The sequence below is a fragment of the Nonomuraea sp. KM88 genome (assembly GCF_052245635.1).
Lineage (GTDB): Bacteria > Actinomycetota > Actinomycetes > Streptosporangiales > Streptosporangiaceae > Nonomuraea.
Genome location: NZ_JBQQCC010000002.1, coordinates 611,864 through 637,320, shown reverse-complemented (window position 1 = coordinate 637,320; position 25,457 = coordinate 611,864). Strand labels below are relative to the sequence as shown.

The window sequence follows — 25,457 nt, the reverse complement described above, 5'->3', positions numbered from 1 at the left end:
GGCCGTTACACGTGAGCGCGCCGGGCGGACGGGAAACCCCTGCTCAGGGTCGCCGAACGGCGTGCCCGCCGGGGTTCGCGCCGCGTCGCGGTCACGCGTGGAAGGAGTCCTTCGCCAGTTTGCGCAGGCGTGTCTCGTCGATGTCGTGGCCGAGACCCGACTGGGTGTACGGCACGGCGATCACGCCGGCGTTCGCGCCCACGATCGGGGTGACGATCTGGTTCTGCCGCGGCGGCTGCGTCACGTCGCACGGCAGCGTGCACCCGGGCAGGCTCGCCACCGCCACCGTCGCCGCCCTGGCCAGCCCCGCGCCCTGACCGCCCGCGCACTGGATGTCCCAGCCCGCCGCGGCGGCCCGGTCGTGCGCCCGCCTGGCCTCCGACAACGACGGGAACGCGGCGGGCCGCAGCAGCAGGACCCGCGCCGCGCGCAGCGTCAGGTAGTCGTCGAGACCCGCGATCGAGCCGACCTCGACGGCGACCGAGGCGGCCACCTGGTCCTGCAGCAGGGCGTGCGACTGGACGTCGCCGGCGTCGAAGGGCCGCTCGATGACCTCAAGGCCGTAGGAGTCGAGCGCGACGAGCTGGTCCAGGTCGGAGTAGGCGTTGCCGCAGTCGACGGCCAGGGTCAGCGCAGGGTACGCCTGCCGCACCGCGCGTACGGGCTCGACGTCCCATCCGGGCCTGATGTCCAGCGTGACGTGCCCGTAGCCGGCGCAGACCTGCTGGTTGACCCGGGACACGAGGCTCTCGACGGACAGGTCGGGGGCGATGCGCACGGTCGCCATGAGCGAGGTGCGGGTGCCGCCGATCGCCTCGGCGAGCGGCACGCCCCGCATCTTGGTCCACAGGTCCCAGCAGGCCATGTCGACCGCGGAGTCGCCGCTCGGCACGGTGTCGGGATGCTCCCAGTCCACGCCGATGAGCAGGGCCGCCAGCGACTCCTCCAGCCTCGACCAGGTCTTCGGCTGGGGTGAGGTCACCTCGCCCCAGCCGCTCATGCCGCCGTGGTCGGTGAGCTTCACGAGCAGGCTCTCCGACCTCTTGCCGAACGGCAGTGCCAGTCGGAAGACCTCAAGCTCCCGCACTCGCGGCATGTATCCCCCTCACCGGCGAGAGCCCCGCCCCTCCGGCCGCCGCCCCACGGTCGTGCCCGGTCAGCAGCGGGCGGCGGAAGGGGAGATTTCTCGTCGTTCTATGACGCGCTTCCCTCCATAGTGCCTGGTACCGCGGGCTTGGCAAAACGCGGGGCCAGCAGGAAGGCCAGCACCGCCAGCACGATGGTGAAGGTCAGACCGGCGAGATAGTTCTCGGCGGCGGCCGTGAACAGGGCGCCGCTGACCGCGACGGCCACCACGGTGAACACCGACTCGCCGACGCCGACGGCCGCGCTGTTCTGGCCCTCCTCCCCCTCCTCGGACATCTCCAGCACCAGGACGGACACCGTGGGGTGCAGGGCGCCGATGCCGAGGCCGGCGGTGGCCATGGCCACGTAGGCGACCGCGATCGGCACCGAGTCGATCAGCACGAGCGACACCAGGGAGATGCCCAGGGCGATCATGGCGGCGCCGCCGCGGATGGCGGTCATGTCGCTGATCGCGCCGCGGCCCTTGATCCACGAGCCGGCGGACCAGCCGAGCGCGCCGATGGTGAGCACGATGCCGGCCCCGGTCGGGGTCAGGCCGCGCTCGCTGATCAGCATGAGCGGGACGAGCACCTCGGCCGCGGTCAGCGCGCCGAAGGCCAGGCCGCGCAGCACGGGCGCGGTCGGCAGGCCGCGGGCGGCCTTGAGCGATCCGGGAAGCAGCAGCCTGGGCAGCGCCACGACCAGCAGCACGATCCCGATGAGCAGCAGGGGCAGGCCGGCGAGCTTGAGCGCGCTGCCGTACTGGATGAGGGCGGCGGAGACGGCGGTCAGCATGGCCCAGACGAGCTTGCGTCCCAGGCCGGGTGCGGGCCCGGCAACGCCGTCCCGCACCTGACGTCCCGCGGTGCCGCGCCAGAGCAGCAACGCCGCCGGGATGACGATCAGGGAGACGCCGAGGAAGATCCACCGCCAGTCGATGTTCTCGACCACGAACCCGGCGATCGCCGGGCCGACCATCGAGGGCACCACCCAGGCGGCGGAGAACAGGGCGAACACCTTGGGATGCATCGCGCTCGGATAGACCCTGGCAACCAGCACGTAAAGCGCGACTTGGATCAAACCCGCCCCAAGGCCCTGCACGAACCGGCCCGCGACGAACACCTCCATGGTCGGCGCGAACCCGGCCAGCAGCAGCCCGGCCACGAAACTCGTCACGCCGACGGCGATCGGCGGCAACGGCCCGCGCACGTCGCTCCACCGCCCGCCCAGCACCGTCGCGATCACGCTGGCCGCCAGCGTGGCGCTGAAGGCCAGGTTGTACAGGTGCATGCCGCCGAGGTCGCGGGCCACGACAGGCATCGCCGTGGCCACCGCCATCGCCTCGAAGGCCGTCAACATGATCAGCGCGACCAGGCCCACGCTGAGCGCTCGATAGGGCGGGGACACCACGCTCACCGGAGCGGCGGCCGCGGGCCCGTCAACAGTTGTCGTCATGGTGGCAAGCTATGGCGAACCCACAGGTCAGCACATCGGGCGCGGGCCCTAGGCCCTTGGACCTAAGGCACGGTCACGGCATGCGCCCCTCCATCCCGTCGAGCAGGAGATCGAGCCGGTGGCGCCCAAGGGCCGAGGCGCCTAGCCCCTGACCGCGGCGTGCCGCTCGGCCCACCGGGCGATGTCGCGCCGCTCGATCGCCGCCGCCATCAGGTCGGGGAACGCGTCAGGCGTGCACGCGAACGCGGGCACGCCCATCGCGGCCAGCGCGGCGGCGTTCTCGTGGTCGTAGAACGGCGCGCCCTCGTCCGACAGCGCGAGCAGCACGATCACCTGCACCCCGGCCTGCGTCATCGCCGCCACCCTGCGCAGCAGCTCCTGCCTGACGCCTCCCTCGTACAGGTCGCTGATCAGGATGACGATCGAGTCGGCCGGCCTGGTGATGAGGCCCTGGCAGTAGGCGACGGCCCTGTTGATGTCGGTGCCGCCGCCGAGCTGCGTGCCGAACAGCAGCTCCACCGGGTCGTGCAGCTGGTCGGTGAGATCCACCACCGCCGTGTCGAACACCACCAGCGACGTCCTCAACGACCGCATCGACGCCAGCACCGCCCCGAACACGCTCGAATAGACGACCGAGGCCGCCATCGAACCGCTCTGGTCGATGCACAACACCACCTCGCGCTGCACCGACCGCTGCCTGCGGGCATAACCCACCAGGCGTGACGGGACGACGGTGTTCCGCTCGGGCAGATAGTTCCTGAGGTTCGCCCTGATCGTACGGTTCCAGTCGATGTCGGCCACCCGCTTCGGGCGGTGGGTCCTGGCCGAACGGTCGAGGGCGCCCGTCACCGCGGCCCTGGTCTTCTGCGCGAGCCGGCGTTCGAGCTCCGCCACCACCCGGCGGACCAGCGCCCTGGCCGACTCGCGGGCCTGGTCGGGCATGACCTTGTTGAGCGCGAGCAGGGTGCCGACCAGGTGAACGTCGGGCTCCACCGCCTCGAGCATCTCGGGTTCGAGGAGCAGCCGGGTGAGGTCGTGCTTCTCGATCGCGTCCTTCTGCATGACCTGAACGACTGTCGAGGGGAAATAGGTGCGGATGTCGCCCAGCCAGCGGGCCACCCTCGGGGCCGACGCCCCCAGCCCGCCCGCGCGACCGCCCCTCTCGTGAACGGGCTCGTAGACGGCGGCCAGCGCCGCGTCCATCCCCGCGTCGGCGCCCTCCAGTGCGCACCCGGTCCCGTCGGCGTCGCCGCCGCCCAGCACCAGCCGCCACCGGCGCATCCGCTCGTCCGCCGCGCTCATCGCTCCGCCTTCCCACGCCATCGTCCCCAGGGTGCCCGGTCCGCCTGCCCAGGGGCGCTCACCGGCCCGCTGTGCCCGGGATGGGGAGCGCCGAGGATGGAGAGCACGGTCGCGACGGCGGGCGCGGCGCGGCGTTCGTCGACGGCCTGAGCACCCTCTCCCGCCTCACGACCGGCCGAGCGCAGCCGCTCGCCGACCGCCCGCCGCTCCGGCGCGGCGAACGTGCCGAATGTACGGCGCAGCAGCGGCAGCACGTCGGTGAACTGGTCGGGGGACAGCCCGGTGAGCCAGCCGTCCACCAGGCCGAGCAGCAGCGGATCGTGCACCAGCAGCAGCCCTCCCCCGGCCAGGAACCCCTCGACCCACGCCGCCGCCCGCGCCGGCGGCTGGCCCCGCGACATGGCCCTGGACATACGGTCGCCGGCGTCGTCGAGGCCTCCGCAGTCGAGCAGGATCCGGGTGAGCCGGCCCTCGATCAGCCCGTGCAGATCCTGCCTGTCGCTGATGCCCCGCAGTGTGCCCAGCCACTGCCCCCTCGGCATCACCTCCTCCTCGCCCCCATCGGTCACCGGCGCGGCGGGCGTGGCCGGGGTGGGACCGGCCGGCTCGTTGAGGAGGGCGACGGCCGAGTGAACGCCGTCCACGTGCTTGAGCAGCCCCGCCGCCGCCTCGTCGTCCAGCCCCGTGACCGCCACCGGCAACCCCACGCAGATCCGGTCCAGCATCGACCGTACGATCGCCGCCAGCCCCTCCGCCGGGGTGCCGCGCACGTCGCCGTACCGGTGGGCCCTGACCATCGCCGGCAGCGCCGCCATGAGATGCGTGACCTCGGTGTCCAGGGCCGCCTTGGCCGACAGCGCCGCCAGCACCTCGGGCAGCGCCTCCGGGAGTTCGGCCAGCAGGCACAGCTCGACCAGCGACGTCAGATCCGCCAGCGCCACCGGCTCCGCCGCCGCCAGGCCCCTGGCCCGCTGGGTGGCGGCGGTCTCGACGGTGGTGCCGAGGGCGGCGTGTTCGATGAGCGCCAGGTCGTGCTCCGGCCGCCACCGCAGCGTCCAGGTCTCCCTGAACGTGCCCTTCCCCCGCGCCTGCCCAGGCGTCCCCCAGCCGACGCCGAGGACGCGCAGGCGGTGCAGCAGGTGGCTGCGGTCGAGGTCGAGCGGCTTGCGCAGGTCGAGGTCGATCTCCCGGTCGAACGCCTCGGGTTTGAGCCTGAGCCGCCGCTGCTGCTCGCGCAGGTCGCGCTGGATCGGCACCATCGGCGTGCCGTCGCTGACGTGGCCGAGCCGGTCGCCGACGACCATGCGCCGCTGGATCAGCGCCACGGCCAGGTCGTCGCCCTCGCACAGCACGGCCCTGGCCGCCTCGGTGACCTCGCCGAGCCCGGCCAGCGGCCTGCCGCGCAGGGCCGCGAGACCGTGCGCGAGGCGTACGGACTCGATGACGTGCGCGGACGACACCGGCAGGCCCTCGTCGCGCAGCACCCCCGCCGCCCCGGCCAGCCACCGCTCCACGGGCCGGTCGGGCGCGTCGAACAGGTGGTGGTACCAGCCGGGCGACGAGATGCCCGCGCCGTAGCCGCTCCACGAGGCCAGCCGCCCGTACGTCCACGGCACCCACGCCAGCTCCGCCTTCACCTTCGGCAGGCCGCGCAGCAGCGCGTTGTCCGCGCCCGCCGGGGGCAGGGGCTCTGCCAGCGCGGGCACGTGCCAGGCGCCGCAGATCACCGCGATGCGCCCGTAGCCCTTCTTGATCGCCGCGCGGAGGGTTTTGCGCATGTACGCCTCGCGCCGGGCCTCCCGCTCATCCGGCTGGTGGCCCTCGCGCACCGCGGCCATGGCCTCGGCGATCACGGCGAAGGGCGTGTCACCGCGGTGCTCGACGACGTCCTCCCACCAGCGTTCCGGGTCGTCGTGTCCGGCGGCCGCGGCCAGTGCCCCGATGGGATCGGCCCGCAGGCCGGCCACCTGCTCGTCGCCGTCGCCTGCCAGCGAGTGGGCGGCGGGCAGATCGCAGAAGCGCACCGGGACGCCGGCGGACGTGCCGTACACGATGGCCTGCCATTCCGGGGAGAACACCGCGAACGGCCAGAACGCCGCACGGGACGGTTGTCCCGGCACGTGGGCGAGCAGCGCGACGGGCGGCTCCATGCCGGGGGCGAGCGAGACGATCGGGTCGGCCTCCGGCGGGCCCTCGATGAGGATCGCGTCGGGCCGCAGCCGCTCAAGCTCGTCGCGCACGGCCCGCGCCGACCCGGGCCCGTGGTGGCGTACGCCCAGCACGAAGACGTCCGCCCGCCCGGCCCTCGGCACACCCGCCGCGGCGGAGGGTGGGCGGGAGTTCACGAGACCTCGCGGCAGGCGCGGTAGAAGTCGCGCCAGTCCGGCCGCTCGCGTACGACGGTCTCCAGGTATTCGCGCCACACCACCCGGTCCGACACCGGCTCCTGGACCACCGCGCCCACGATCCCGGCCGCCACGTCGGACGGGCGCAGCACGCCGTCGCCGAAGTGCGCCGCCAGCGCGATGCCGCTGGTGAGGACGGAGATCGCCTCAGCCGTGGACAGGGTGCCGCTGGGCGACTTGACCTTGGTGCGGCCGTCTTCGGTGACGCCCGCGCGCAGCTCCCTGAACACCGTCACCACCCGGCGGATCTCCGCCAGTCCGGTCGTCGTCTCCGGCAGCTCCAGTGAGGCGCCGAGCTGGGTGACGCGGCGGGCGACGATGTCCACCTCCTCCTCGGCGGTGGAGGGCACGGGCAGCACCACCGTGTTGAAGCGGCGGCGCAGCGCGCTGGACAGCTCGTTGACGCCCCGGTCACGGTCGTTGGCGGTGGCGATGACGGTGAAGCCGCGTTCGGCCTGGACCTCGCGGTTGAGCTCGGGGATCGGCAGCGTCTTCTCCGACAGCACGGTGATGAGGGCGTCCTGTACGTCGGTCGGCATGCGGGTGAGCTCCTCGACGCGGGCCACGCGGCCCTCGGCCATCGCGCGCATCACCGGCGACGGGGTCAGCGCCTCGATCGACGGCCCCTCGGCCAGCAGCCTCGCGTAGTTCCAGCCGTACCTGATGGCCTCTTCCGCGGTGCCCGCGGTGCCCTGCACGAGCAGCGTCGAGTCGCCGCTGATGGCCGCGGCGAGGTGCTCCGACAACCACGTCTTCGCGGTGCCGGGCACCCCGAGCAGCAGCAGCGCGCGGTCGGTCGCCAGCGTGGCGACGGCCACCTCGACGATGCGCCGCGCGCCGACGTATTTCGGGGTGACGCGCTCGCCGTCGCCCAGGATGTAGGTGGTGACGGCCCACGGGGACAACTTCCAGCCGGGCGGCCTCGGCCGGTCGTCGTCCTTGGCGAGCAGGGCCAGCTCCTCGGAGTACTGGTCTTCCGCGTGCGGGCGCAGAACGGTCATGAGCCCTCCCTCATCGTTGTCTCACTCACGGAAAGCTCCTTGTACATGTCGGCACGGAAACGCAGCAGGGCGGCGACCTGCTGGATGGGCTCCACGGGCGAGTAGCTCTCGGCCAGCGGGAACAGGGCCGGGTCGATGTGCTCTCCCGCCAGCTTGACCAGCTCGCCGAGGTTCCACGGTTGCGTGGTGGCCACCTTCACGATCTTGCGGAGCACGGCCGTGGCCAGTTCGTCGCGCCAGTGGGACGAGACACCGCCCAGCACCATGATCAACTGGCTGTCCAGGTCATGCTTTTTCACGAAACCAGCGGCGAGCTCCTGCTGCTCGTCCGGCGGGAGGCATTCGAGAAGGTCCGCGATCGGGTCCCAGCCGAACATCGCCCGCGCCCAATCCGGCTCCTTCTGCAGCACGGCGGCGCGCACCCAGGCCGTCTTCACCTCGGCGTCCCAGTCGGGGATCGTCATCCGGAGCAGCCGGGCGGGCGGGTGGCCCCAGATCGCCAGCGGGGCGCGGGCGATGACCTGCTGCAGCCACCAGGCCCGCTCCCCGATGCCCCTGGGCGGCTTGGCCCTGACGCCGTCGCGCTCCATCGCCTTGTCGCAGGATCCGGGGGCCTCGACGGTGATGACGTCGCCGGCGATCGTCACGCACGCTCGCGCCCGCTCGGCCATGCGCTGCGACAGGCGCGACCCGGGCAACCGGGTGAGCAGGTTGGCGGCGGCCTGGCGCACCTCCCTGCGGCGGTCGTCGAGCGCCTGCTCGAGGAACGGCTCGTCGTCCATGCTCAGCCCGTCGGCCAGCACCTCCGCGAACTCGGCCCGGTCGTCCGGCGTCTCGCTCTCCCACGTGCTCTCGAGCAGCCGCCGGGCCCGCGCGGGATCGGCCGACCTGACGCGGCGCAGGTGAGCCCGCCGATCGGCGGCGGAGCCCAGCTCCCAGGTCTCGCCGGTGGGCTCCTCCAGGAGGTAGGCCCAGGCGGGATTGAGCCCGGCCAGCCAGCGGCCGCGCTGCCCGGCGAGAACGCCCAGGTGCACCCTGATCGAACGGTCGCGCCGGCCGCGTTCGAGCAGGTCGGGCAGCGCGTACGGGGGCACCCTGCGGCCGGTCGCGGCGGCCGCGGCCAGCCACTCCGCCAGCAGCCGCTCCTGCTCGCCGCCCAGAATCCTCATCAGCCGCCCGGCCGCGCGCCCGCCGACGGCCGGCCGCTCCTCGTCGGGGGCCTGCCCCATGCTTTCAGCGCCCTCTGCGAGCGGCCGGCCCGCCCGCCGCCGCGCCACCTCCACGGCGGCGCTCGCGAGCAGATCTCCCGCGTACGGTCGGCGGTCGGTGCCCACCAGCGCCGCCGACGCCAGCTCCTCCCAGCCCGTCACAGGATCACCGCCCGTCCCTCGCCGTCCCACGTGGTCAGGGGCCGCAGGCCCTGGGGTGTCCACTCGACGGCCACCGTGACCGGGCGCCCGCCGGAAACGGCGATGAGCCGCCAGGGATCGCCGGCCCTGACGTGCAGCGGCAGGCCGCCCAGCCGGGTGCGCCCGGGCACCACGCCGCAGAGGACGAGCGGCCACGACTCCGTCCAGGGATCCCCCGCCAGCACCCTGGCCACCTCGTCCAGCGCCTCTTCCTGCGACACCCCCGGCGGACCGGACAGACCACAGCACCCGGACAACCCAGAAGTGTCGGACGAACCTGGCGGATCGGAGGACTCGGGCAGGGGCGGCGGTCCCGGCACGGCCGCGGAGCGGTCCGAGGGTCCGGGCGCTGGGACGCTGCCGTGGCGGGCGGCGACGAGGGCCCGAAGCGGGGCGGCACCCGGGTAGTAGGCGAGGTCGGCGTCGATCGTGGTGCCCGTGACCAGGGAGGCGTCGAGCGACTGGCCCTGCGGAGCGAACGAGAGGACCAGCGCGGGCCGCCCCGTGCGCCTGCCGCGCAACCAGACCTTGCGTGCCGTCAGCCGATCCTGCACCTCGTCACGCCGGCCGAGAACGTCCCAGTGATCCCGCACGGCGGGTCTCGCCAGCACCTCTTCCCTCGTGACGGGGAACCCGGTGCGGATCAGCACGGTCCGCCCCAGCGCCGGGGGCAGCTCGGCCCGCCGCCGGTAGGCGACGGCCAGCAGGTTGAGCAGCGCGTACTCCTCCAGCAGCCGCCCCGGCCAGCCCTCCTCGGAACGGACCCGGGCCAGCTTGGAGACCATGCCCGCCACTCCGGGCGCCTGGGCGTCGACGAGCCGCTTGGCCAGACCCTCCCAGTCGTGCTCCGCGGCTCCCGCCAGCCCCTGCCGCACCTGGTCGGCCAGCCACCGCTCCAGCTCCGCCAGCCCGGACGCGACCCGCCCATGGCGTACGGACTCCCCGCCCGGACCACGCCCACGCCCGGACGTTTCCTCCCCGGCGGGCCGTCCATCGCCGTCACGCGATCGCGCGGCGCCGTCACCCGGCCGGCGGGCGGCCTCGATCCCGGCCGCCGACCCAGCCGCCGACCCCGCCGCCGACCCGGCCGCCCGCTCGGCGCGTGCCTTCGCCCACTCGCTCACCCACCGCGGCGCCGCCTCCTGGGCGGGGACATCGTCGGCGGACCACAGGAGCAGCAGCCCGAGCGTGTGCTTGCACGGGAACTTACGGCTCGGGCAGCTGCATCGGTAGGCGGGCTCGGTGAGATCGACACAGGCCAGGTAGGGCTCGGCCCCGCTGCCCTTGCACTCGCCGTACAGCATCGTGCCCGTCGTGCCGCGCGACGCCCATCTCCCGGGCGTCGCCAGCCCCTGGGCCGCCTTCCGGGAGGAGGCGTCGGGGGCGAGAGCTAGCACCTGGTCACGGCTCCACCGTTCGATCACCTGCCGCAGACTAGCCAGCCCGACCGACATTTCGCCCCCCGTCCGGGAGATCACCGAAAGCGCCGGCCGGCCGGCGTAGGACAGCCCCGGGCCCGCCCCGGCCAACGTTCGACTGCCCATAAACTTGGCCGGGTGGAGCTACGGATCTACCCCAGCGGCCCGTCCGTCCAGGTGGCTGACGAGGCCGCGGCGCTGGCCAGCCGGCTCGACGGGCAGCTCGTCCTCGGCGGCAACCGCTTCCTGCGCAGGGATGTGACCGGCGCCCCGGTGGCGTTCGTCGAGCGGCCGCCCATCGCCGAGGCCCTCGACCTGCTCCCCCACCCCGAAGGCGGCTGGTTCAGGGAGACGTGGCGGTCGGCGGCGACGTTCCGGCCGGACGGCTACCCGGGGCAGCGGGCCAGCGCCACCGGCATCTACTTCCTGCTCCAGCCGGGCGAGCAGTCGGTCCCCCACGCGGTGAGGTCGGACGAGGTCTGGTTGTGGCATCGTGGCGGGCCGCTGGCCCTGACCGTGGGGGACGACACGATCATGCTCGGGCCCGACGTCGAACGCGGCCAGGTGCCGCAGGCCGTCGTGCCCGGCGGGGTGTGGCAGTCGGCCAGGCCGGCGGGCGACGAACCGGTGCTGGTGAGCTGCGTCGTCTCGCCGGGCTTCGACTTCGCCGACTTCACCGCCTGACCGCGCCCGGCCCGGGCGTTGACGGGCGGCGCCGGAGAACGCTGACATGAGCACGGTCCGAACGAGAAGGGTGCCCATGGACAGGATGCACGACGAGGAGCTCGACATCGACGCCGGGCTCGTCCGCCGGTTGGTGGCCGGCCGGTTCCCGCAGTGGGCGGGCCTGCCGATCGAGCCGTTCCCCTCGGGCGGCACGGTCAACGCGATCTTCCGGCTCGGTGACGACCTGGCCGTACGCCTGCCGCGCGTCCCGTGGGGCGCCGGCGACGTGGCGAAGGAGCACCACTGGCTGCCGCGGCTCGCCCCGCTGCTGCCCGCCGCCGTCCCCACGGTGCTCGGCCTGGGCGAGCCCGCCGAGGGCTTCCCCTGGCCGTGGTACGTCTACCGCTGGCTCGACGGCGCCGGCCCCGACCCGGCCCACCTCGCCGACGCCGAGACGCTGGCCAATGATCTGGCGCGGTTCGTCGCCGCGTTCCAGCGCGTCGATCTGCCGGGCGGGCCGGTCGCCTACCGGGCGGGGCCGCTGTCGACGGTGGACGCCGGGACGCGGACGGCGATCGGCGAGCTGGAAGGGCTGATCGACACCGCCGCGGCGACTGCTGCGTGGGAGGAGGCGCTGCGGGCCCCCGAGTGGGCGGGCCCTCCCGTGTGGACGCACTCCGACCTGATGCCGGCCAACCTGCTGGTCGAGGACGGCCGGCTCGCCGCCGTGCTCGACTTCGCGACCGCGGGCGTGGGTGATCCCGCCTGCGACCTGATCCCGGCCTGGAACCTGCTGCCGCCGGACGCCCGGCGGACCTTCCGCGACGCGCTCGGCGCCGACGACGCGGCCTGGGCGCGCGGGCGCGGCTGGGCGCTGTCCATGGCCCTGATCCAGCTCCCCTACTACCGTCACACCGGTCCCTCGATCGCCGCCGGCGCGCGGCATGTGATCGACGCCGTGCTGACCGGCTGAACGACGCGGTTTTCTTGGGTTTTTTCCGGCGAGATGATTGTCTGTCCGGAGGAACTATGAGGAGGGCACCGGTGAGCCGTCAGATCGTTTCCGTGGTGGGTGGCAAGGAAGCCGCCGTCGCCGGCACGTACACATCGCTGAACCCCGCCCGCACGGGCGAGGTCGTGGCCCGGGTCGGGCTGGCCGACGCGGGCACGTTCGCCGCCGCCTGCCGTACCGCCAAGGAGGCCCAGCGCGAGTGGGCCAGGGTGCCGGCCCCCGTACGCGGCCGGGTGATCGCCTCCATCGGGAGGCTGGTGGAGGCCAACGCCGAGCGGCTGGCCCGGCTGGTGACGGAGGAGATCGGCAAGCCGTACGCCGAGGCGCTGGGCGAGGTCCGGGAGATCGTCGACACCTGCGACTTCTTCCTCGGTGAAGGGCGCAGGCTGTACGGCCAGACGGTCCCGTCGGAGATGCCGGACAAGAACCTGTTCACGTTCCGCAACCCGATCGGCGTGGCGGCGGTCGTCACCGCGGGCAACTTCCCGGTCGCCGTGCCCTCGTGGTATCTGGTGCCGGCCCTGCTCTGCGGCAACGCCGTCGTCTGGAAGCCCGCCGAGTACGCCGCCGCCTCCGCGGAGGCCATGTTCCGGCTGTTCACGGCCTCCGGGCTGCCCGACGGGGTGCTCAACCTCGTGTTCGCCGGCGGCGCCGACACCTTCGACGGCCTGGAGCTGGCCCTCGGCGAGGGCACCGTGCAGAAGGTCGGCTTCACCGGCTCCAGCGAGGTGGGCAGGAAGGTCGGCGAGCTGGCGGGGCGTCACCTGCAGTCGGCCTGCCTGGAGCTGGGCGGCAAGAACCCGATGGTGATCATGCCGGACGCGGACCTGGACCTGGCCGTGGAGGGGGCGCTGTTCTCCGGCTTCGGCACGGCGGGGCAGCGCTGCACCAGCCTCGGCACGGTCATCGTGCACGAGAGCGTGCACGATGAGTTCGTCGAGCGGTTCGCGCGGGCGCTGCACGCGGCCGACATCGGCGACCCGGCGGGCGACGTGCTGGCGGGCCCGCTGCTCGACCAGAAGTTCGCCGACCGGTACGAAGAGTTCCTGACCTGGCTCCAGCCGCACCACGAGGTCGTGTCAGGAAAGGTCGGGCGGATCACGGAGGGCAACCCGCGCGGCGACTTCGACGGCGGCGAGGGCCTCTACTACCACCCGGTCATCGTCGACGGCGTCCAGCCGGGCGACCGGCTGTTCCTGGAGGAGACGTTCGGCCCGATCGTGGGCGTGACGTCGTTCGCCACCCTCGACGAGGCCATCGAGCTGGCCAACCTGCCCGGCTACGGCCTGTCGAGCTCGATCTACACCACGAACGCCAGGCACGCCTTCCGCTTCCGCGAGGGCATCTCGGCCGGCATGGTCAGCGTCAACAACTCGACGTCCGGCGCCGAGGCGCACCTGCCGTTCGGCGGCAACGGCAAGTCCGGCAACGGCAGCCGCCAGTCGGGCATGTGGGTGCTCGACCAGTTCACCCGCTGGCAGTCCATGAACTGGGATCATTCGGGCCGGCTGCAGAAGGCGCAGATGGACGTCGCGGAGATCGAGCCGGATCTGGACTTCCGCCTGCCGTGACAGCCGGCGGGGGCTCCTCGGCGAGGAGCCCCCGGGAGACGCGGCGCCGTCGTCAGACCTGGCCGGCCTTCTCCAGCGCGGCGCAGCAGGTGCCCACCAGCAGGCGGGTGACCACGTACGGGTCGATGTTGGCGTTGGGGCGGCGGTCCTCGATGTAGCCCTTCTTGTCCACCTCGACCTGCCACGGGATGCGGACGGAGGCGCCGCGGTCGGAGACGCCGTAGGTGTACTTGTTCCACGGGGCCGTCTCGTGGTGGCCGGTCAGGCGCAACTCGATGTCGGCGCCGTACTGGGAGACGTGCTCCATCGGCTTGTCGCCCTCGCCGAGCGACTCGCAGGCGGTGATGATGGCGTCGTAGCCCTCGCGCATGGCGCGGGTGGAGAAGTTGGTGTGCGCGCCGGCGCCGTTCCAGTCGCCGCGGGCGGGCTTGGCGTCGAGCGTGGCCTCCACCCCGAACTCCTCGGCCGTCCGGTACAGCAGGTAGCGGGCGACCCACAGGTGGTCGGCGACCTCGACAGGACCGGCCGGGCCGACCTGGAACTCCCACTGGCCCGGCATGACCTCGGCGTTGATGCCGGAGATCTTCAGGCCGGCGGCGAGGCAGCGGTCGAGGTGGAGCTCGACGATCTCGCGGCCGAACACGGCCTCGGCGCCGACACCGCAGTAGTAGTGCCCCTGCGGCGCGGGGAAGCCGCCCTCGGGGAAGCCGAGCGGCCGGCTGCCCTTGAAGAACGTGTACTCCTGCTCGATGCCGAACCAGGAGTCCTGCTCGGCGTACTGCTCGGCGATCGGGCGGAGCAGGGCGCGGGTGTTGCTCGGGTGGGGCTCGCCGTCGGTCTCCTCGACCTCGCACAACACGAGGACGTTGTCGCCGCCGCGCATCGGGTCGGGGCAGGTGAACACCGGGCGGAGCACGCGGTCGGACGCGTGGCCCACGGCCTGGTTCGTGCTGGAGCCGTCGAAGCCCCAGATCGGAGGCTCGACCCCGTCGGACACGATCTTCGTCTTCGAGCGCAGCAGAGCCGTGGGCTCGGTGCCGTCGATCCAGATGTACTCAGCCTTGTAGCTCACGGCGGTCCTTTCGGGTTCTTTCAGCCACGCCGAGTCTTATGGACGACCGTTTCCCATTTTTTGCCCGTATGTGAACGCCGTGTTAATCCGCACAGGTCATGATGCAGGTCACCACGGCGGCTCAGCTCTCCCGCACGGTGCCGTCAGCCTCGACGGTGAGCACAACGTTCGGGCCGCCCTCCCCGCAGCCGGGCCCGTTGGGGAAGCGCCCCTTCGGGGTGACCGTGACGGCGTGCTCGGCCACCGGCTCGGAGCCCGCTCCCTTGAGCGTCAGCCGCACCTCCACCGGCCGTTTCGGCAACCCCTCGACGGTGCCGAAACCGCTCTTGTCCGCCGTCGGGACCGCGGTGACCGAGCAGGTGTCACCGTCGCAGGTCTCCTCTCCTGCCCGCCGGACCGTACGCAGTTCGGCCACGGCCCGCCGGCAGGCGCCGTCCCAGCACACCTCCATCTCGGCGGTGTCCGCCTGGGCGGCGACCGGCGCCCTCACCATCACCGACACGCCGACAGGGGTGCCGATCAGCGTGCACGGCGTCCCCTCCGAGCATCCAGGCGGCAACGCGGCGAACAGGGCGACGATGAGGGCGAGTCGATGCACACCCCTAAGACGTCGCCCGGCCCCCGCGGGTTCGACGCCCGCCCAGGACAGCCTCGCGGCGGGTCCGGCGCCGAGGCTTACCGCCGCCGTGATCGGGTAGCTCATGCCGAGTCGCGAGCCCTACCCCGAGTCGCCCCTCGCGACGGCCGGCAGGGAGGGAGCCCGGAGTGGACGTGCCCGCCGTGGTGTGGTGGCTGACGATCGCGGGGATCGCCGGCCTGCTGCTCTTCGACTTCGTCTTCCACGTACGCAAGGCGCACATCCCCACCCTGCGCGAGGCGTCCTTCTGGTCGGCTCTGTACGTCGGCATCGCCCTGGTGTTCGGCGTGGCCGTGTGGATCTTCGGCGGTTCGGACCCGGGAGCGGAGTATTTCGCCGGATACGTCACGGAAAAGGCGCTGTCGGTCGACAACCTGTTCGTCTTCCTCGTCATCCTGGGCGGCTTCAAGGTGCCGCGGGCGGGCCAGCAGAAGGTGCTGCTGTTCGGCATCGTGTTCTCGCTGATCGCGAGGAGCGGGTTCATCTGGCTCGGGGCGACGCTGATCGACCGGTTCGCATGGGTGTTCTACGTGTTCGGCCTCATCCTGCTGCTGACGGCGGGCAACCTGCTCAAGCCCGAGGGCGGGGACAGCCACACCCCGGACAACTTCATGGTCCGCACCGCCCGCAGGCTGCTGCCGGCGTCCGACACGTACGACGGCGACAAGCTGTTCACCGTCGAGAACGGCCGGCGGGTGATGACGCCCATGCTGCTCGTCATGGTCGCCCTCGGCGGCACCGACATCCTGTTCGCCCTCGACTCCATCCCGGCGATCTTCGGCCTGACCCAGGACGTCTACCTCGTCTTCACCGCCACCGCGTTCTCCCTGATGGGGCTCCGGCAGCTCTACTTCCTGCTCGACGGCCTGCTCGACCGGCTGATCTATCTGTCGTACGGGCTGGCCGTCATCCTCGGCTTCATCGGCGTGAAGCTGATCCTGCACGCCCTGCACGAGAACAACGTGCCGTTCATCAACGACGGTGAGCCGGTGCCGGTGATCGAGATCACCACCGGGCTGTCCCTGCTGGTGATCCTCGGCGTGCTGCTGGTCACCGTGGTGGCCTCGCTGGTCAGCGGCCGGGGGCGGGCGCAGAACGCGGTCTCCGCCGTGCGCCGGCACGCGCAGGAGTATCTGGAGGTGGAGCGCGACCCGGACGTGCGCGACCAGCTCTACCAGCGGCTGCTCGCCGAGGAGGAGCAGCTCAGGCGCCTGCCGGAGAAGCACAGGCGGTGGATCAGGGAGGAGGAGAGTCTCATGACGCTCCTGCGCCGCGCCCACGAGGAGCACGACCGGGCCTGACCGCCCGCGCACGCGCGACGTACGGCTGTCAACCTCTCGGAGGCGACACTCCGTGACGGAACGGGCGTGCAACGTTCATGCAACCCCCATTGGCTCAACTCAAGAGGTAGCGAAAGATGTGAGGATCCCTTGCGACCATCGGGAGCGTACGATGACAGACCCCGCCATGGAGACCGTCGACTCCTTCGGCATGACGGCCGAGCGCCAGTTCGCCGAGGTGTGGTCGAGGACGGCCCTGTCGGACAGGGATCGTCGCCTGCTCCTTCTCGGGCTCCTCGTCGGGCAGGGCTTCGACGAGATGACGGACGTCCAGCTCGACGCGGCCCTGCGCACCGGCGACCTCACCGAGCCCGAGCTGCGCGAGGTGGTCATCTTCGTCACCCACTACGCGGGGTGGATCCGGGGGGCCAGGCTGAACGGCCAGGTCGAGGAGCTGATCGAGCGGGTCAGGCGGGCTCGATCCGGTAGAGCGGGCCCTGGAGGCTGAGCGCGTAGAGCTCGCCGTCGTGCCCCTCGCCGAACGACGACAGCTGCTCGACCTCGCCGACCTCCGCCGCCTCGTCGGGCGCGTCGGCGGGTGCGGCCCTGATCCAGCCGGCGCAGAAGTCGCCGTACACGAAGTGCCCCCGCAGCCAGGGGATCTTCGTACCGCGGTAGACGGGCCCGGCGATCACCGAGCAGTTGCCGTCCTCGCCCAGCGGATAGACGATCACCGGGTCGGTCAGGTCGCCGCCCTTGCCGCCGTGGAAGCGCTCCTTGCCCTCGCGCAGGCTCCAGCCGTAGTTCTCGCCGCCCTTCGAGCCCGCCGGCTGGTGGTCGACCTCCTCCCACTCGTTCTGGCCGACGTCGCCGATCCACAGGTCGCCGGACTCGCGGTCGAAGGAGAACCGCCAGGGGTTGCGCAGCCCGTACGCCCAGATCTCGCCCTTGGCGCCCTTCTTGCCGGCGAACGGGTTGTCCTCGGGGATCGTGTACGGGTCTCCGCGCGGGTCGATGCGCAGGATCTTGCCGAGCAGCGTGCCGAGGTCCTGGCCGTTGCCCTGCGGGTCGCCGGCTCCGCCGCCGTCGCCCAGCGCGATGTAGAGGTGGCCGTCGGGCCCGAAGGCCAACTGGCCGCCGTTGTGGTTGGCGAACGGCTGCTCCTGGGTGAGCACGTCGCGCCTGGCCGTCGCCGTGGAGCCGTCGTAGGCCCATTCGGTGACGTGGGTGTCGCCCTGGGCGTCGGTCCAGTCGAGGTAGAGCCACCGCCCGCTGGGATGGAACGCCACGCCGAGCAGCCCCTGCTCGTTGCCGCCGCTCACCTCGCGGGACAGGTCGATCACCGTGTCGCCGGCGGAGGTGCGCAGCCTGCCGGTCTGCTCGGCGACGTAGAGGCGGTCGTCACCCTCGCGCACGGCGAACGCGACGGGCTTGTCGAACTCGCCGATCTTCGCGAACCGCAGCCGGCCCCGCTCGGCCGGCGTGGCGGCCGGGGACGCCGGCGGGGCGGCGGTCGCGGTGGCCGCAGGGCCGGTCGACCCGGCGGAGGGGCCGGGCGAGGGGGCCTGGCCCGAGCAGGCGGTGACGGCCAGGAGGAGGAGCACGGCCAGGACGGGGCGCACGGCGTCATCCTGCCATGAACGTTAAGGTTCAGCCATGCCTACCGCACTGATCACGGGCGCGACCGCCGGCATCGGCGCCGCCTTCGCCCGGCGCCTGGCCGCCGACGCGTTCTCACTCGTCCTGGTCGCGCGCGACGAGCAGCGGCTCGTCCGGAACGCCGAGCAGCTCAGGCTCCGCTACGGCGTCGACGTCGAGGTGCTGCCCGCCGACCTGGCGAGCGACGAGGGGATCGCCAGGGTCGAGTCCAGGCTCCGCGAGGGGGTCGACCTGCTGGTCAACAACGCCGGCTTCGGCAACGCCGGCAGCTTCCCCGATGCGCCCGTCGAGGACGAGTTGCGCATGCTGCGGGTGCACTGCGAGGCGGTGCTGCGGCTGACGCTGGCCGCGCTGCCCGCGATGAAGAAGCGCGGCAGGGGCGCGATCGTCAACGTGGCGTCCGCGGCGGCGTTCTTCACCCGCGGCACCTACGGAGCGTCCAAGGCGTGGGTGGTCAGCTTCAGCGAGGCGGCCGCGCACCAGGCGGGCCACCCGCGCATCCGGGTCATGGCGCTGTGTCCCGGTTTCGTGCGGACGGAGTTCCACCAGCGCGCCGGGATGGACACCTCGGGCATCCCCGGGCCGCTGTGGCTCAAGGCCGACGACGTGGTCCGCGGCGCGATGCGCGACCTGGCGCTGGGCAGGAGCGTGTCGGTCCCGAGCCTGCGCTACAAGGTCATCGTCGGGGTCGGCCGGTTCGTGCCGCGGAGCCTGCAGGCCATGGTGTCGGCCAGGATCGGCCGCTGACCTTCCGCTCGGCAAGGCCGGGAAGGAGCGAGGAGGGGCGGGAGAGGAAAAGGACGGGCCCCCGCCGCGGGAGGGGGTCGCGGTGGGGGCCCGAGCGGCCGCGAGCGTGCTCACGGCCGGGAACCGGGAGACAGCGGGAGACTCAGCGATTGGCCTCGTGGCCGATGGCCAGGCCGGAGGTCTGGTCGAAGAAGTGCAGGTTGTGCGTGTCGACGACCAGGTCGAGGTTCTGGCCGGAACGCGCGTGGCTGCGGGCGTTGACGCGGGCCGTCCACAGGGACTTGTCGCCCACGAGCGGCAGCGACGCCTCCTCGTCCTCTCCGGAGTCGGCGGCCGCCACCGTGTCCTTGTGCTCGACCGGCGGGGCGTCGATCAGGAACAGCACGTTGATCTCGGAGCCCAGCTCCTCGGTGACCTCCACCTTGACCGGCAGGGTGGCCCAGCCGTTGGCGTGGTTGCCGGCCGACGTGGCGTCCTCGAAGTCGGACGGGCGGATGCCGAGGATGATCTTCTTGCCGACGTACTGGTCGAGGCCCGGCTTGTCGGTGAAGGTCGACTCGGGGATCGACAGCTTGATGTCGGCGAAAGTGACCGCGGCGCCGTCGTCGCCGCGGACGAGCTCGGCGGTGACGAAGTTCATCGCGGGCGAGCCCATGAACCCGGCCACGAACAGGTTGACCGGCTTGTCGAACAGGTTCTGCGGGGTGTCGACCTGCTGGAGGATGCCGTCGCGCAGCACGCAGACCCGGTCGCCGAGGGTCATGGCCTCGACCTGGTCGTGGGTGACGTACACCGTGGTGACGCCGAGGCGCTCGTGCAGCGTGTTGAGCGAGGCGCGCATCGAGACGCGGAGCTTGGCGTCGAGGTTGGACAGCGGCTCGTCCATGAGGAAGGCCTGCGGCTCACGCACGATGGCGCGGCCCATCGCGACACGCTGGCGCTGACCACCGGACAGGGCGGCTGGCTTGCGCTTGAGGTAGCTCTCGAGACCGAGCATCTTGGCCGCCTCGCCGACGCGCTTCTGGATCTCCGGCTTCGGCATCTTGCGGAGCTTGAGGCCGAAGGCGAGGTTCTCCTCGACCGTCATGTGCGGATAGAGCGCGTAGTTCTGGAAGACCATCGCGATGTCGCGGTCCTTGGGCGGCAGGTGGTTGACCACCTTCTCGCCGATCGAGATCTCGCCGCCGCTGATGTCCTCCAGGCCCGCGATCATCCGGAGCGCGGTCGACTTACCGCAACCGGACGGACCGACCAGCACCATGAACTCGCCATCCTTGATCTCAAGGTTGAGCCCGTTCACGGCCTTCACGCCACCGGCGTAGATCTTGTCGACGTTCGTCAGAACGATGGATGCCATGACATTCCTTCGCGCTCCAGGGCTGTGGCCCGGACGTTGGTTCCGTGTGCCCACTCGCGTGGATACGTTTTCAAGCATCTCACCCGAAACGGACATCGGTGTCAAGGGTTGCAGCGTGACCAGCCGTTGCCGAAACGGCGCACTTCCCGATTTTCGGAAACCATGATGGAATCGTTTCCATGGAGAAGCGGGCGACGATCAAGGATGTGGCCGAGGCGGCCGGCGTGGGCGTCGCCACCGTCTCCCGGGTGCTGTCGGGCGGCTCGGCCAGCGCCGGCGCCAGAGAGCGCGTCCTGGCCGCCGCCGCCCAGCTCGACTACCGCCCCAGCGCCCTCGGCCGCAACCTGCGCCAGCGCCGCACGGGCGGCATGGGCCTGCTCGTCCCCGACCTGACCGACACCTTCTACGGGCAGCTGGCGGAAGGCGTGCTGGCCTGCGCCCGCTCGGCGGGCGAGCCCGTCGTCCTGGGCTCGACGGGCGGCGACCCCGAGCAGGAGGCCGACCTGATCGGCATGCTCATCGAACAGAGCGTAGACCGCCTGATAGCCGTCCCGTCAGGAGACGCGGAAACCTGGACCCCGGCGACACGCGCGGGCATGACCGTGATCTTCGCCGACCGGCTTCCCTCCCAGGCGTCCGCCGGCGACGACGGGCCGTCCGCCGTGGGCGACCTCATGGCCCTCGACGGCCTGCCGCCCGCTCCTCCGTCCCGGCCGCTGGACGTCCCCGCCGTGGTGGCCGACGACCGGGCGGGCATCCGTACGGCGGTCCGCTACCTTCGCGGCCTCGGCCACAAGCGCATCGCCTTCCTCGGCGGCCCTGGCCACGAGGGCCGCGCGCACGCCTTCAGGGGGGCCGTGGGCGCTCCGGTGGACGAGGAGCTGATCGTGTTCGGCACCGGCAGCCGCGACTCCGCGTACGCCGCCGCCTCCGGCCTCTACCAGAGCCGCCCCGACCTGTCGGCCGTGGTGGCCGGCGGCAACGTGCTCGGGGAGGCGGCCGTGCTGGCGGCCAGGGAGCTCGACCTGAGAGTGCCGAAAGACGTCTCGCTCGTCATGTACGACGACGTGCCCTGGGCCGAGCTGTGCTCGCCGCCGCTGACGGTGATCGCCCAGCCGGGGCGCGACATGGGCTACCGCGCGGCGGAGCTCGTCCTGCGCGCGGGCACCAGGAGGGCCAGGAGCGTGATCCTGCCCACGGAGCTCATCGTCAGGGGCAGCTGCGGCCCCCGCCGCTGACCGGGGTCTCCCGCCCTCGGTCAGCGGCGGGGGCGAGACTACTTTCCGGGCAGGCCCGTGTAGCGGCGGGGCAGGATCATGACCGGGTTGTCGTCGAGGACCACCTCGGGGGGGCCGAACCGCGCGGCCACCTCCTGGATCTCCGGCTCGTCGAGCAGCAGCAGCCGCCCCTGCTCGATGAGGAGCTCGCCGTCCACCGTGACGGTGGGCCGGTCCATCTGGCAGTCGCAGTGCGCGAAACCCGGGCCCGTCGTGACGGGCTCGCCGCCGGTCAGCCCGTCGATGCCGCAGTAGAAGGCCCCGGCGTGCTTCTCCCGCTCGAACTGGGTCCCCCCGGCGATCCGCACCTTCGGATTCAGCCCGATCAGGCCGTGGCGCATGTAGAAGCCCTCGGGGGCGTAGCGTCGCAGGCTCTCCGCCTCCGCCCCGCCCTCGATCTTGCGGACCAGGTTGCCTTCGAGAGTGAGGCGCACGGGCTCGCCGGGCACGCCGGTGACCGTGCTGTCCTCGATCATGATCACGCCTTCGGTGTCGGTGGGCCAGAAGTTCGCGCCGCCGTACGGGAAGGGCCGCCAGTCGCCGGGCCGCAGCGCGCCCGGGTCGGGGTCGAAGGTCAGGCCGGAGAACGTCACGTCGGTCCCCCGCCCGGACGTCACCCGGATGGACCCGGCCCTCGACAACTGCCGCAGCGCCCGGCGCAGCAGCGCGTAGAACACCTCGGCGGGCAGCCGACCGCCGGTGAGCAGCGCGCCGGCCGTGGCGGTCATGTGCAGCGACAGGAAGCGGGAGGAGCGGGCCTTGATCTGGTCGAAGAACAGCGGCGCGGTGTGCACCTCGCCCCACCAGGTGCCGCTGATCACGACGTCGGCCTCGTGGAACGCGGCCGTCTCGATCTGCAGCGGCGCCCCCCTGTCCCAGCCGCCGGCGCTGAACGGCGGCACCGACAGGATGCGGACGTCGGCCCCGCGGAAGGCCGCGCCGGCGGCGATGGCCTGCACGACGACGGGGTCGACGGTGTGCTCCATGAGCAGCAGCACCCGTTCGCCGGCGGCCAGCCGGACGTATTCGCACAGGTTGCGGACGCCCGGCATCAGCTCGACGATCGAGTACGGGCCCGCGGCGGGTTCGGAGACGTAGCTGGAGGGCGATCCTGCGTACGGATTGATCGTCATCGCGAACTCCCTGCGGAACATCAGGTCGGTGTGCGGAGCCGGTGAAGGAACCAGCCGCAGCTCACCCGATTACTTACCGCAGCAATATGCTCACTACACGTGCAAACGGACTTTCCATCTCGAAGGGCACGTGCGCTGACCTTTCACGGGGTCGATGCCGATCACGACGCGTCCGGCCCCGGCGGCTACACCACCTTCTCGAGTGCCGCGACGAGGGCGGGGTCCTCCGGGTCCGTGCGCGGGCGGAAGCGGCCGACGACCTCGCCCTCCCGGTCCACCAGGAACTTCTCGAAGTTCCACTGGACGTCACCGGCCTCGCCGTCGGCGTCGGGCGTCCGGGTGAGCTCGGCGTAGAGCGGGTGGCGGCCGGGGCCGTTGACGTCGGCCTTGGCCAGCAGCGGGAAGTCGACGCCGTAGGTCGCCGCGCAGAAGTGCCGGATCTCCTCCGCCGTTCCCGGCTCCTGGCCGGCGAACTGGTTGCAGGGCATGCCGATCACCGTGAAGCCGCGCGGTCCGTACTCCTGCTGGAGCTTGACCAGGCCGGCGTACTGCGGGGTGAGGCCGCATCGGGAGGCCACGTTGACGATCAGGGCGGCTTTGCCGGCCGCGAGGTCACCGAGCGTAGTGGGAGCGTCGTCGAGGGTGCGGAGCGGAATGTCGCTGAGACTCATGGCCCTGACCCTACAGAACGCCGCGGGCCGGGACTCTTCGCGCTGCCTGACCCCGTCTCGCTCCCATCGAGCAGAGGTCCGGCACGCCGTGTTCCCGCCCGGAGGGAACGCCCCATCCCACCCTTGTCCCTGAGCCAAACCTCAGGCTTGGCCGCTTTTTCCGGCAAGCCCGCCCCATATGCGCGACGGGGCGGGCAATCCCGGCCCAGCGAGCGAGCCTTTTATCCGCAACAGTGCAACAAACACCTGTCCACGCCGTGTCGCGATGCGCGACCCGCGATTACGGAGCGTAATAGGAATCGTGCTAGGGACACGTCGCGGCGCCTTCCGGGCCGCCCAGCACGATCGGGCGGAGCACCGGAATCCCGGAGGGCCACGCGGACTCTCCGCGTCCGAGCCACGGACGCGGACCGGCACGAGGCGCAGGCAGAAGCGCGCCCGTCCGCACGCGGCCCGACAGGAAGGATCGACTTGGACAGCAAACGCGCGCTCACCACCACTCTCATCTCCGTCACCGCGCTCACCGCGTTCGGTGGCACGCCGGCCCGGGCGGAGACAGCGCCTCCGGCCAAGACCCGGGCCTGGACCGCGCCGGCGCTACCCGGAACCGGGATCTGGACCACGCCGGCGCAGCCCAAGACCCGGCTCTGGACCACGCCGGCGTGGCCGAAGACCCGGGTGTGGACCACGACGGCGCAACCGAAGATCACGGCCGGGAAACCGGCCAGCAGGAACAAGCGGATCGCCCTGGGGCAGGTCGTCCAGCGATCGTGGAACCTCAAGGAGTTCCGCTGCCTGGACAACCTGTGGACCAGGGAGAGCAACTGGAACCACCGGGCCCGCAACCGTTCGTCCGGAGCGTACGGCATCCCGCAGGCGCTGCCCGCGGGCAAGATGCGGGGTGCGGGCCACGACTGGCGGTCCAACCCCGAGACGCAGATCCGGTGGGGCCTGGCATACATCAAGGGGAGGTACGGCCGGCCTTGCGGCGCCTGGGGTCATTTCAGATCGCACAACTGGTACTAGAAGCGGGACGGGCACCCGGGCTTCACCGGGTGCCCTGCCTGCGCCGCGGATGCACCTCCATGGCCCGCAGGAGCAGCTCGACCCCGAACCCGAACTCGGCCTCGTGATCGCACTGGCCGAGCAGCCCCGCCAGCGAGCCCACCTCGGGGAACAGCGCGGCATCGGCCCCGCCGGCCGTGGCCGGCCCGCCCTGGACGGGTGCGAAGGCGGGGGTCACCCCGACCTCCCGCAGCAGCGAGCCGACGACGAACGCGATGAACACGCGCACCATCCGGACCGCGTCCGCGCCGTCGAACCCGGCGCTGCGCAGCGTGGCCAGCGCCCGCTCGACGGGCAGCAGGCCGGCGGTGGTGTGGAGTTGCCGGCTGACCACGAGCATGGTGGAGCGCGGATGGCCGTGCGCGATCTGCCGGAAGGCCCGCGCCTGCGAGCGCACCCTGTCGGTCCAGTGACGCCCCGGGGTCGTCGGTGAACTCGATCTCGCTCAGGACCGCCTCGGCCACCGCGTCGAGCAGGGCGTCCTTGTTGGGCACGTGGTTGTAGAGGGACATCACGCCGACGCCGAGCCCAGCGGCGACGCGCCGCATGGAGACCGCGTCGGCGCCCTCGCGCTCGATCAGGTCGATGGCCGCGGCGACGATGCGGCCCCGCGACAGGGGCCCTTCAGCCGGGGGCGCCCCGGGCTCGGTGGGCATAGTGCATTCTAGGGACGGGGAGGCCGTGGGCCGTGCCGGCGGGGGCGTTCAGGACCTGGCGTGGCAGCGGCGGTGCAGCTCGCGGACCTCGTCGGCGAGCTCGGGCACCGGCCCCTCCACCGTCACCTCCGGCGCGACCTCGTTGACGGGGAGCGTGCGCACGGGCGGCGGGGGCACGTTCAGCTCGCTCAGCCAGCCGGCCAGCTGCTGCGACGACGCGACGTACACGATCCGGCCCAGCCCCACCCAGGCGTGGGCGGCGGCGCACATCGGGCAGTGCTCTCCGGAGGTGTAGACGGTGGCGGCGGCGCGTTCCCGCGGCGTCATGTTCGCCGCCGACCAGCGCGCCAGCTCGAACTCCGGATGGCGGGTGCGGTCGCCCGAGGCCACCCGGTTGTGGTCCTCGGCGAGGACGGCGCCGTCGCCGGAGACGAGGACCGAGCCGAACGGCTCGTCGCCCTCCTCCAGCGCCTGCCTGGCCAGTTCGACGCAGCGGCGCAGGTGAGGCAGTTCCGTACTGTCGATCATGAATCCTCGCA

23 protein-coding genes are annotated in these 25,457 nt (G+C 72.2%); 8 read left to right on the top strand and 15 right to left on the bottom strand.

Translation table 11 applies throughout. The annotated features are described in order from the left end of the window. Nucleotides 1-91 precede the first annotated feature (91 nt). The 7 genes from ACTWPV_RS08705 to ACTWPV_RS08675 form a co-directional block, all read right to left on the bottom strand. Nucleotides 92-1,096 carry an enolase C-terminal domain-like protein gene (locus ACTWPV_RS08705; protein ID WP_347644207.1) on the bottom strand — a complete coding sequence of 335 codons (1,005 nt, stop codon included), beginning with the start codon at nt 1,094-1,096 and terminating at the stop codon, nt 92-94. A gap of 98 nt (nt 1,097-1,194) precedes the next feature. Further along, complete coding sequence (locus ACTWPV_RS08700) at nt 1,195-2,580, bottom strand: MFS transporter (protein WP_347644208.1); 1,386 nt, start codon at nt 2,578-2,580, stop codon at nt 1,195-1,197. A gap of 141 nt (nt 2,581-2,721) precedes the next feature. Beyond that, nucleotides 2,722-3,882, bottom strand: coding sequence for a VWA domain-containing protein (locus tag ACTWPV_RS08695; RefSeq protein WP_347644354.1), 1,161 nt, complete (start codon nt 3,880-3,882; stop codon nt 2,722-2,724). Beyond that, nucleotides 3,879-6,227: a DUF5682 family protein gene (locus ACTWPV_RS08690; protein WP_443151306.1), complete on the bottom strand. Its 2,349-nt coding sequence runs from the start codon at nt 6,225-6,227 to the stop codon at nt 3,879-3,881. Before ACTWPV_RS08690 ends, ACTWPV_RS08695 begins: the two co-directional genes overlap by 4 nt. After that, nucleotides 6,224-7,288 carry an ATP-binding protein gene (locus ACTWPV_RS08685; protein ID WP_347644210.1) on the bottom strand — a complete coding sequence of 355 codons (1,065 nt, stop codon included), beginning with the start codon at nt 7,286-7,288 and terminating at the stop codon, nt 6,224-6,226. The genes ACTWPV_RS08690 and ACTWPV_RS08685 overlap by 4 nt, the downstream gene beginning before the upstream one ends. Next, complete coding sequence (locus tag ACTWPV_RS08680) at nt 7,285-8,658, bottom strand: DUF5691 domain-containing protein (RefSeq protein WP_347644211.1); 1,374 nt, start codon at nt 8,656-8,658, stop codon at nt 7,285-7,287. The genes ACTWPV_RS08685 and ACTWPV_RS08680 overlap by 4 nt, the downstream gene beginning before the upstream one ends. After that, complete coding sequence (locus tag ACTWPV_RS08675) at nt 8,655-10,121, bottom strand: SWIM zinc finger family protein (protein ID WP_443151305.1); 1,467 nt, start codon at nt 10,119-10,121, stop codon at nt 8,655-8,657. The genes ACTWPV_RS08680 and ACTWPV_RS08675 overlap by 4 nt, the downstream gene beginning before the upstream one ends. A 132-nt stretch (nt 10,122-10,253) precedes the next feature. Here ACTWPV_RS08675 and ACTWPV_RS08670 point away from each other — a divergent pair, with 132 nt between their 5' ends. The 3 genes from ACTWPV_RS08670 (at nt 10,254) to ACTWPV_RS08660 (ending at nt 13,364) form a co-directional block, all read left to right on the top strand. Next, nucleotides 10,254-10,799 carry a cupin domain-containing protein gene (locus ACTWPV_RS08670; RefSeq protein WP_443151304.1) on the top strand — a complete coding sequence of 182 codons (546 nt, stop codon included), beginning with the start codon at nt 10,254-10,256 and terminating at the stop codon, nt 10,797-10,799. Between the two features lie 76 nt (nt 10,800-10,875). Next, nucleotides 10,876-11,754 carry an aminoglycoside phosphotransferase family protein gene (locus ACTWPV_RS08665; RefSeq protein WP_443151303.1) on the top strand — a complete coding sequence of 293 codons (879 nt, stop codon included), beginning with the start codon at nt 10,876-10,878 and terminating at the stop codon, nt 11,752-11,754. Nucleotides 11,755-11,825: 71 nt separating this feature from the next. Further along, nucleotides 11,826-13,364: an aldehyde dehydrogenase family protein gene (locus ACTWPV_RS08660; RefSeq protein WP_347644216.1), complete on the top strand. Its 1,539-nt coding sequence runs from the start codon at nt 11,826-11,828 to the stop codon at nt 13,362-13,364. 52 nt (nt 13,365-13,416) lie between these two features. Here the strand turns inward: ACTWPV_RS08660 and glnII are convergent, their stop codons facing one another. Both glnII and ACTWPV_RS08650 read right to left on the bottom strand, forming a co-directional pair. Continuing rightward, entirely contained in the window at nt 13,417-14,436 is a 1,020-nt protein-coding gene (gene glnII, locus ACTWPV_RS08655) for a glutamine synthetase (protein WP_347644217.1), read from the bottom strand. 121 nt (nt 14,437-14,557) lie between these two features. Then, nucleotides 14,558-15,034, bottom strand: coding sequence for a hypothetical protein (locus ACTWPV_RS08650; RefSeq protein ID WP_443151302.1), 477 nt, complete (start codon nt 15,032-15,034; stop codon nt 14,558-14,560). A gap of 167 nt (nt 15,035-15,201) precedes the next feature. On the opposite strand from ACTWPV_RS08650, the gene ACTWPV_RS08645 reads away from it, so the two are divergent. Further along, nucleotides 15,202-16,374, top strand: a complete 1,173-nt coding sequence (locus tag ACTWPV_RS08645) for a TerC family protein (protein WP_443151301.1) — start codon at nt 15,202-15,204, stop codon at nt 16,372-16,374. A gap of 151 nt (nt 16,375-16,525) precedes the next feature. Continuing rightward, nucleotides 16,526-16,861, top strand: a complete 336-nt coding sequence (locus tag ACTWPV_RS08640) for a carboxymuconolactone decarboxylase family protein (RefSeq protein WP_347644220.1) — start codon at nt 16,526-16,528, stop codon at nt 16,859-16,861. On the opposite strand, the gene ACTWPV_RS08635 is transcribed toward ACTWPV_RS08640, so the two are convergent. Then, on the bottom strand, nt 16,821-17,975 hold the full coding sequence (locus ACTWPV_RS08635) for a PQQ-dependent sugar dehydrogenase (RefSeq protein WP_443151300.1): 1,155 nt from the start codon (nt 17,973-17,975) through the stop codon (nt 16,821-16,823). The two genes, ACTWPV_RS08640 and ACTWPV_RS08635, sit on opposite strands and share 41 nt — an antisense overlap. 34 nt (nt 17,976-18,009) lie before the next feature. Here ACTWPV_RS08635 and ACTWPV_RS08630 point away from each other — a divergent pair, with 34 nt between their 5' ends. After that, nucleotides 18,010-18,759, top strand: coding sequence for an SDR family NAD(P)-dependent oxidoreductase (locus ACTWPV_RS08630; RefSeq protein ID WP_347644222.1), 750 nt, complete (start codon nt 18,010-18,012; stop codon nt 18,757-18,759). Between the two features lie 142 nt (nt 18,760-18,901). Here the strand turns inward: ACTWPV_RS08630 and ACTWPV_RS08625 are convergent, their stop codons facing one another. Beyond that, nucleotides 18,902-20,116: an ABC transporter ATP-binding protein gene (locus ACTWPV_RS08625; protein WP_443151299.1), complete on the bottom strand. Its 1,215-nt coding sequence runs from the start codon at nt 20,114-20,116 to the stop codon at nt 18,902-18,904. A 179-nt stretch (nt 20,117-20,295) separates the two neighbouring features. Here ACTWPV_RS08625 and ACTWPV_RS08620 point away from each other — a divergent pair, with 179 nt between their 5' ends. Beyond that, complete coding sequence (locus ACTWPV_RS08620; protein ID WP_347644224.1) at nt 20,296-21,354, top strand: LacI family DNA-binding transcriptional regulator; 1,059 nt, start codon at nt 20,296-20,298, stop codon at nt 21,352-21,354. A gap of 38 nt (nt 21,355-21,392) precedes the next feature. Here ACTWPV_RS08620 and ACTWPV_RS08615 read toward each other — a convergent pair whose 3' ends face one another. Continuing rightward, a complete protein-coding gene (locus ACTWPV_RS08615) occupies nt 21,393-22,526 on the bottom strand; it encodes a hypothetical protein (RefSeq protein ID WP_443151298.1) in 1,134 nt (377 codons plus the stop codon). A 185-nt stretch (nt 22,527-22,711) separates the two neighbouring features. Next, on the bottom strand, nt 22,712-23,197 hold the full coding sequence (locus tag ACTWPV_RS08610) for a glutathione peroxidase (RefSeq protein ID WP_347644226.1): 486 nt from the start codon (nt 23,195-23,197) through the stop codon (nt 22,712-22,714). 471 nt (nt 23,198-23,668) lie between these two features. On the opposite strand from ACTWPV_RS08610, the gene ACTWPV_RS08605 reads away from it, so the two are divergent. Further along, on the top strand, nt 23,669-24,223 hold the full coding sequence (locus ACTWPV_RS08605) for a transglycosylase SLT domain-containing protein (protein ID WP_443151297.1): 555 nt from the start codon (nt 23,669-23,671) through the stop codon (nt 24,221-24,223). A 22-nt stretch (nt 24,224-24,245) separates the two neighbouring features. On the opposite strand, the gene ACTWPV_RS08600 is transcribed toward ACTWPV_RS08605, so the two are convergent. Both ACTWPV_RS08600 and ACTWPV_RS08595 read right to left on the bottom strand, forming a co-directional pair. Continuing rightward, nucleotides 24,246-24,659, bottom strand: coding sequence for a TetR/AcrR family transcriptional regulator C-terminal domain-containing protein (locus ACTWPV_RS08600; RefSeq protein WP_443151296.1), 414 nt, complete (start codon nt 24,657-24,659; stop codon nt 24,246-24,248). A gap of 307 nt (nt 24,660-24,966) precedes the next feature. Then, complete coding sequence (locus tag ACTWPV_RS08595) at nt 24,967-25,446, bottom strand: nucleoside deaminase (protein WP_347644229.1); 480 nt, start codon at nt 25,444-25,446, stop codon at nt 24,967-24,969. Nucleotides 25,447-25,457: the final 11 nt, after the last annotated feature.

Bases quoted from the DNA above. Each gene is read 5' to 3' on its own strand.
- ACTWPV_RS08705 (WP_347644207.1), bottom strand. From the start codon at position 1,096: ATGCCGCGAGTGCGGGAGCTTGAGGTCTTCCGACTGGCACTGCCGTTC.
- ACTWPV_RS08700 (WP_347644208.1), bottom strand. From the start codon at position 2,580: ATGACGACAACTGTTGACGGGCCCGCGGCCGCCGCTCCGGTGAGCGTG.
- ACTWPV_RS08695 (WP_347644354.1), bottom strand. From the start codon at position 3,882: ATGAGCGCGGCGGACGAGCGGATGCGCCGGTGGCGGCTGGTGCTGGGC.
- ACTWPV_RS08685 (WP_347644210.1), bottom strand. From the start codon at position 7,288: ATGACCGTTCTGCGCCCGCACGCGGAAGACCAGTACTCCGAGGAGCTG.
- ACTWPV_RS08665 (WP_443151303.1), top strand. From the start codon at position 10,876: ATGGACAGGATGCACGACGAGGAGCTCGACATCGACGCCGGGCTCGTC.
- ACTWPV_RS08640 (WP_347644220.1), top strand. From the start codon at position 16,526: ATGACAGACCCCGCCATGGAGACCGTCGACTCCTTCGGCATGACGGCC.
- ACTWPV_RS08630 (WP_347644222.1), top strand. From the start codon at position 18,010: ATGCCTACCGCACTGATCACGGGCGCGACCGCCGGCATCGGCGCCGCC.
- ACTWPV_RS08625 (WP_443151299.1), bottom strand. From the start codon at position 20,116: ATGGCATCCATCGTTCTGACGAACGTCGACAAGATCTACGCCGGTGGC.
- ACTWPV_RS08620 (WP_347644224.1), top strand. From the start codon at position 20,296: ATGGAGAAGCGGGCGACGATCAAGGATGTGGCCGAGGCGGCCGGCGTG.
- ACTWPV_RS08615 (WP_443151298.1), bottom strand. From the start codon at position 22,526: ATGACGATCAATCCGTACGCAGGATCGCCCTCCAGCTACGTCTCCGAA.
- ACTWPV_RS08610 (WP_347644226.1), bottom strand. From the start codon at position 23,197: ATGAGTCTCAGCGACATTCCGCTCCGCACCCTCGACGACGCTCCCACT.
- ACTWPV_RS08595 (WP_347644229.1), bottom strand. From the start codon at position 25,446: ATGATCGACAGTACGGAACTGCCTCACCTGCGCCGCTGCGTCGAACTG.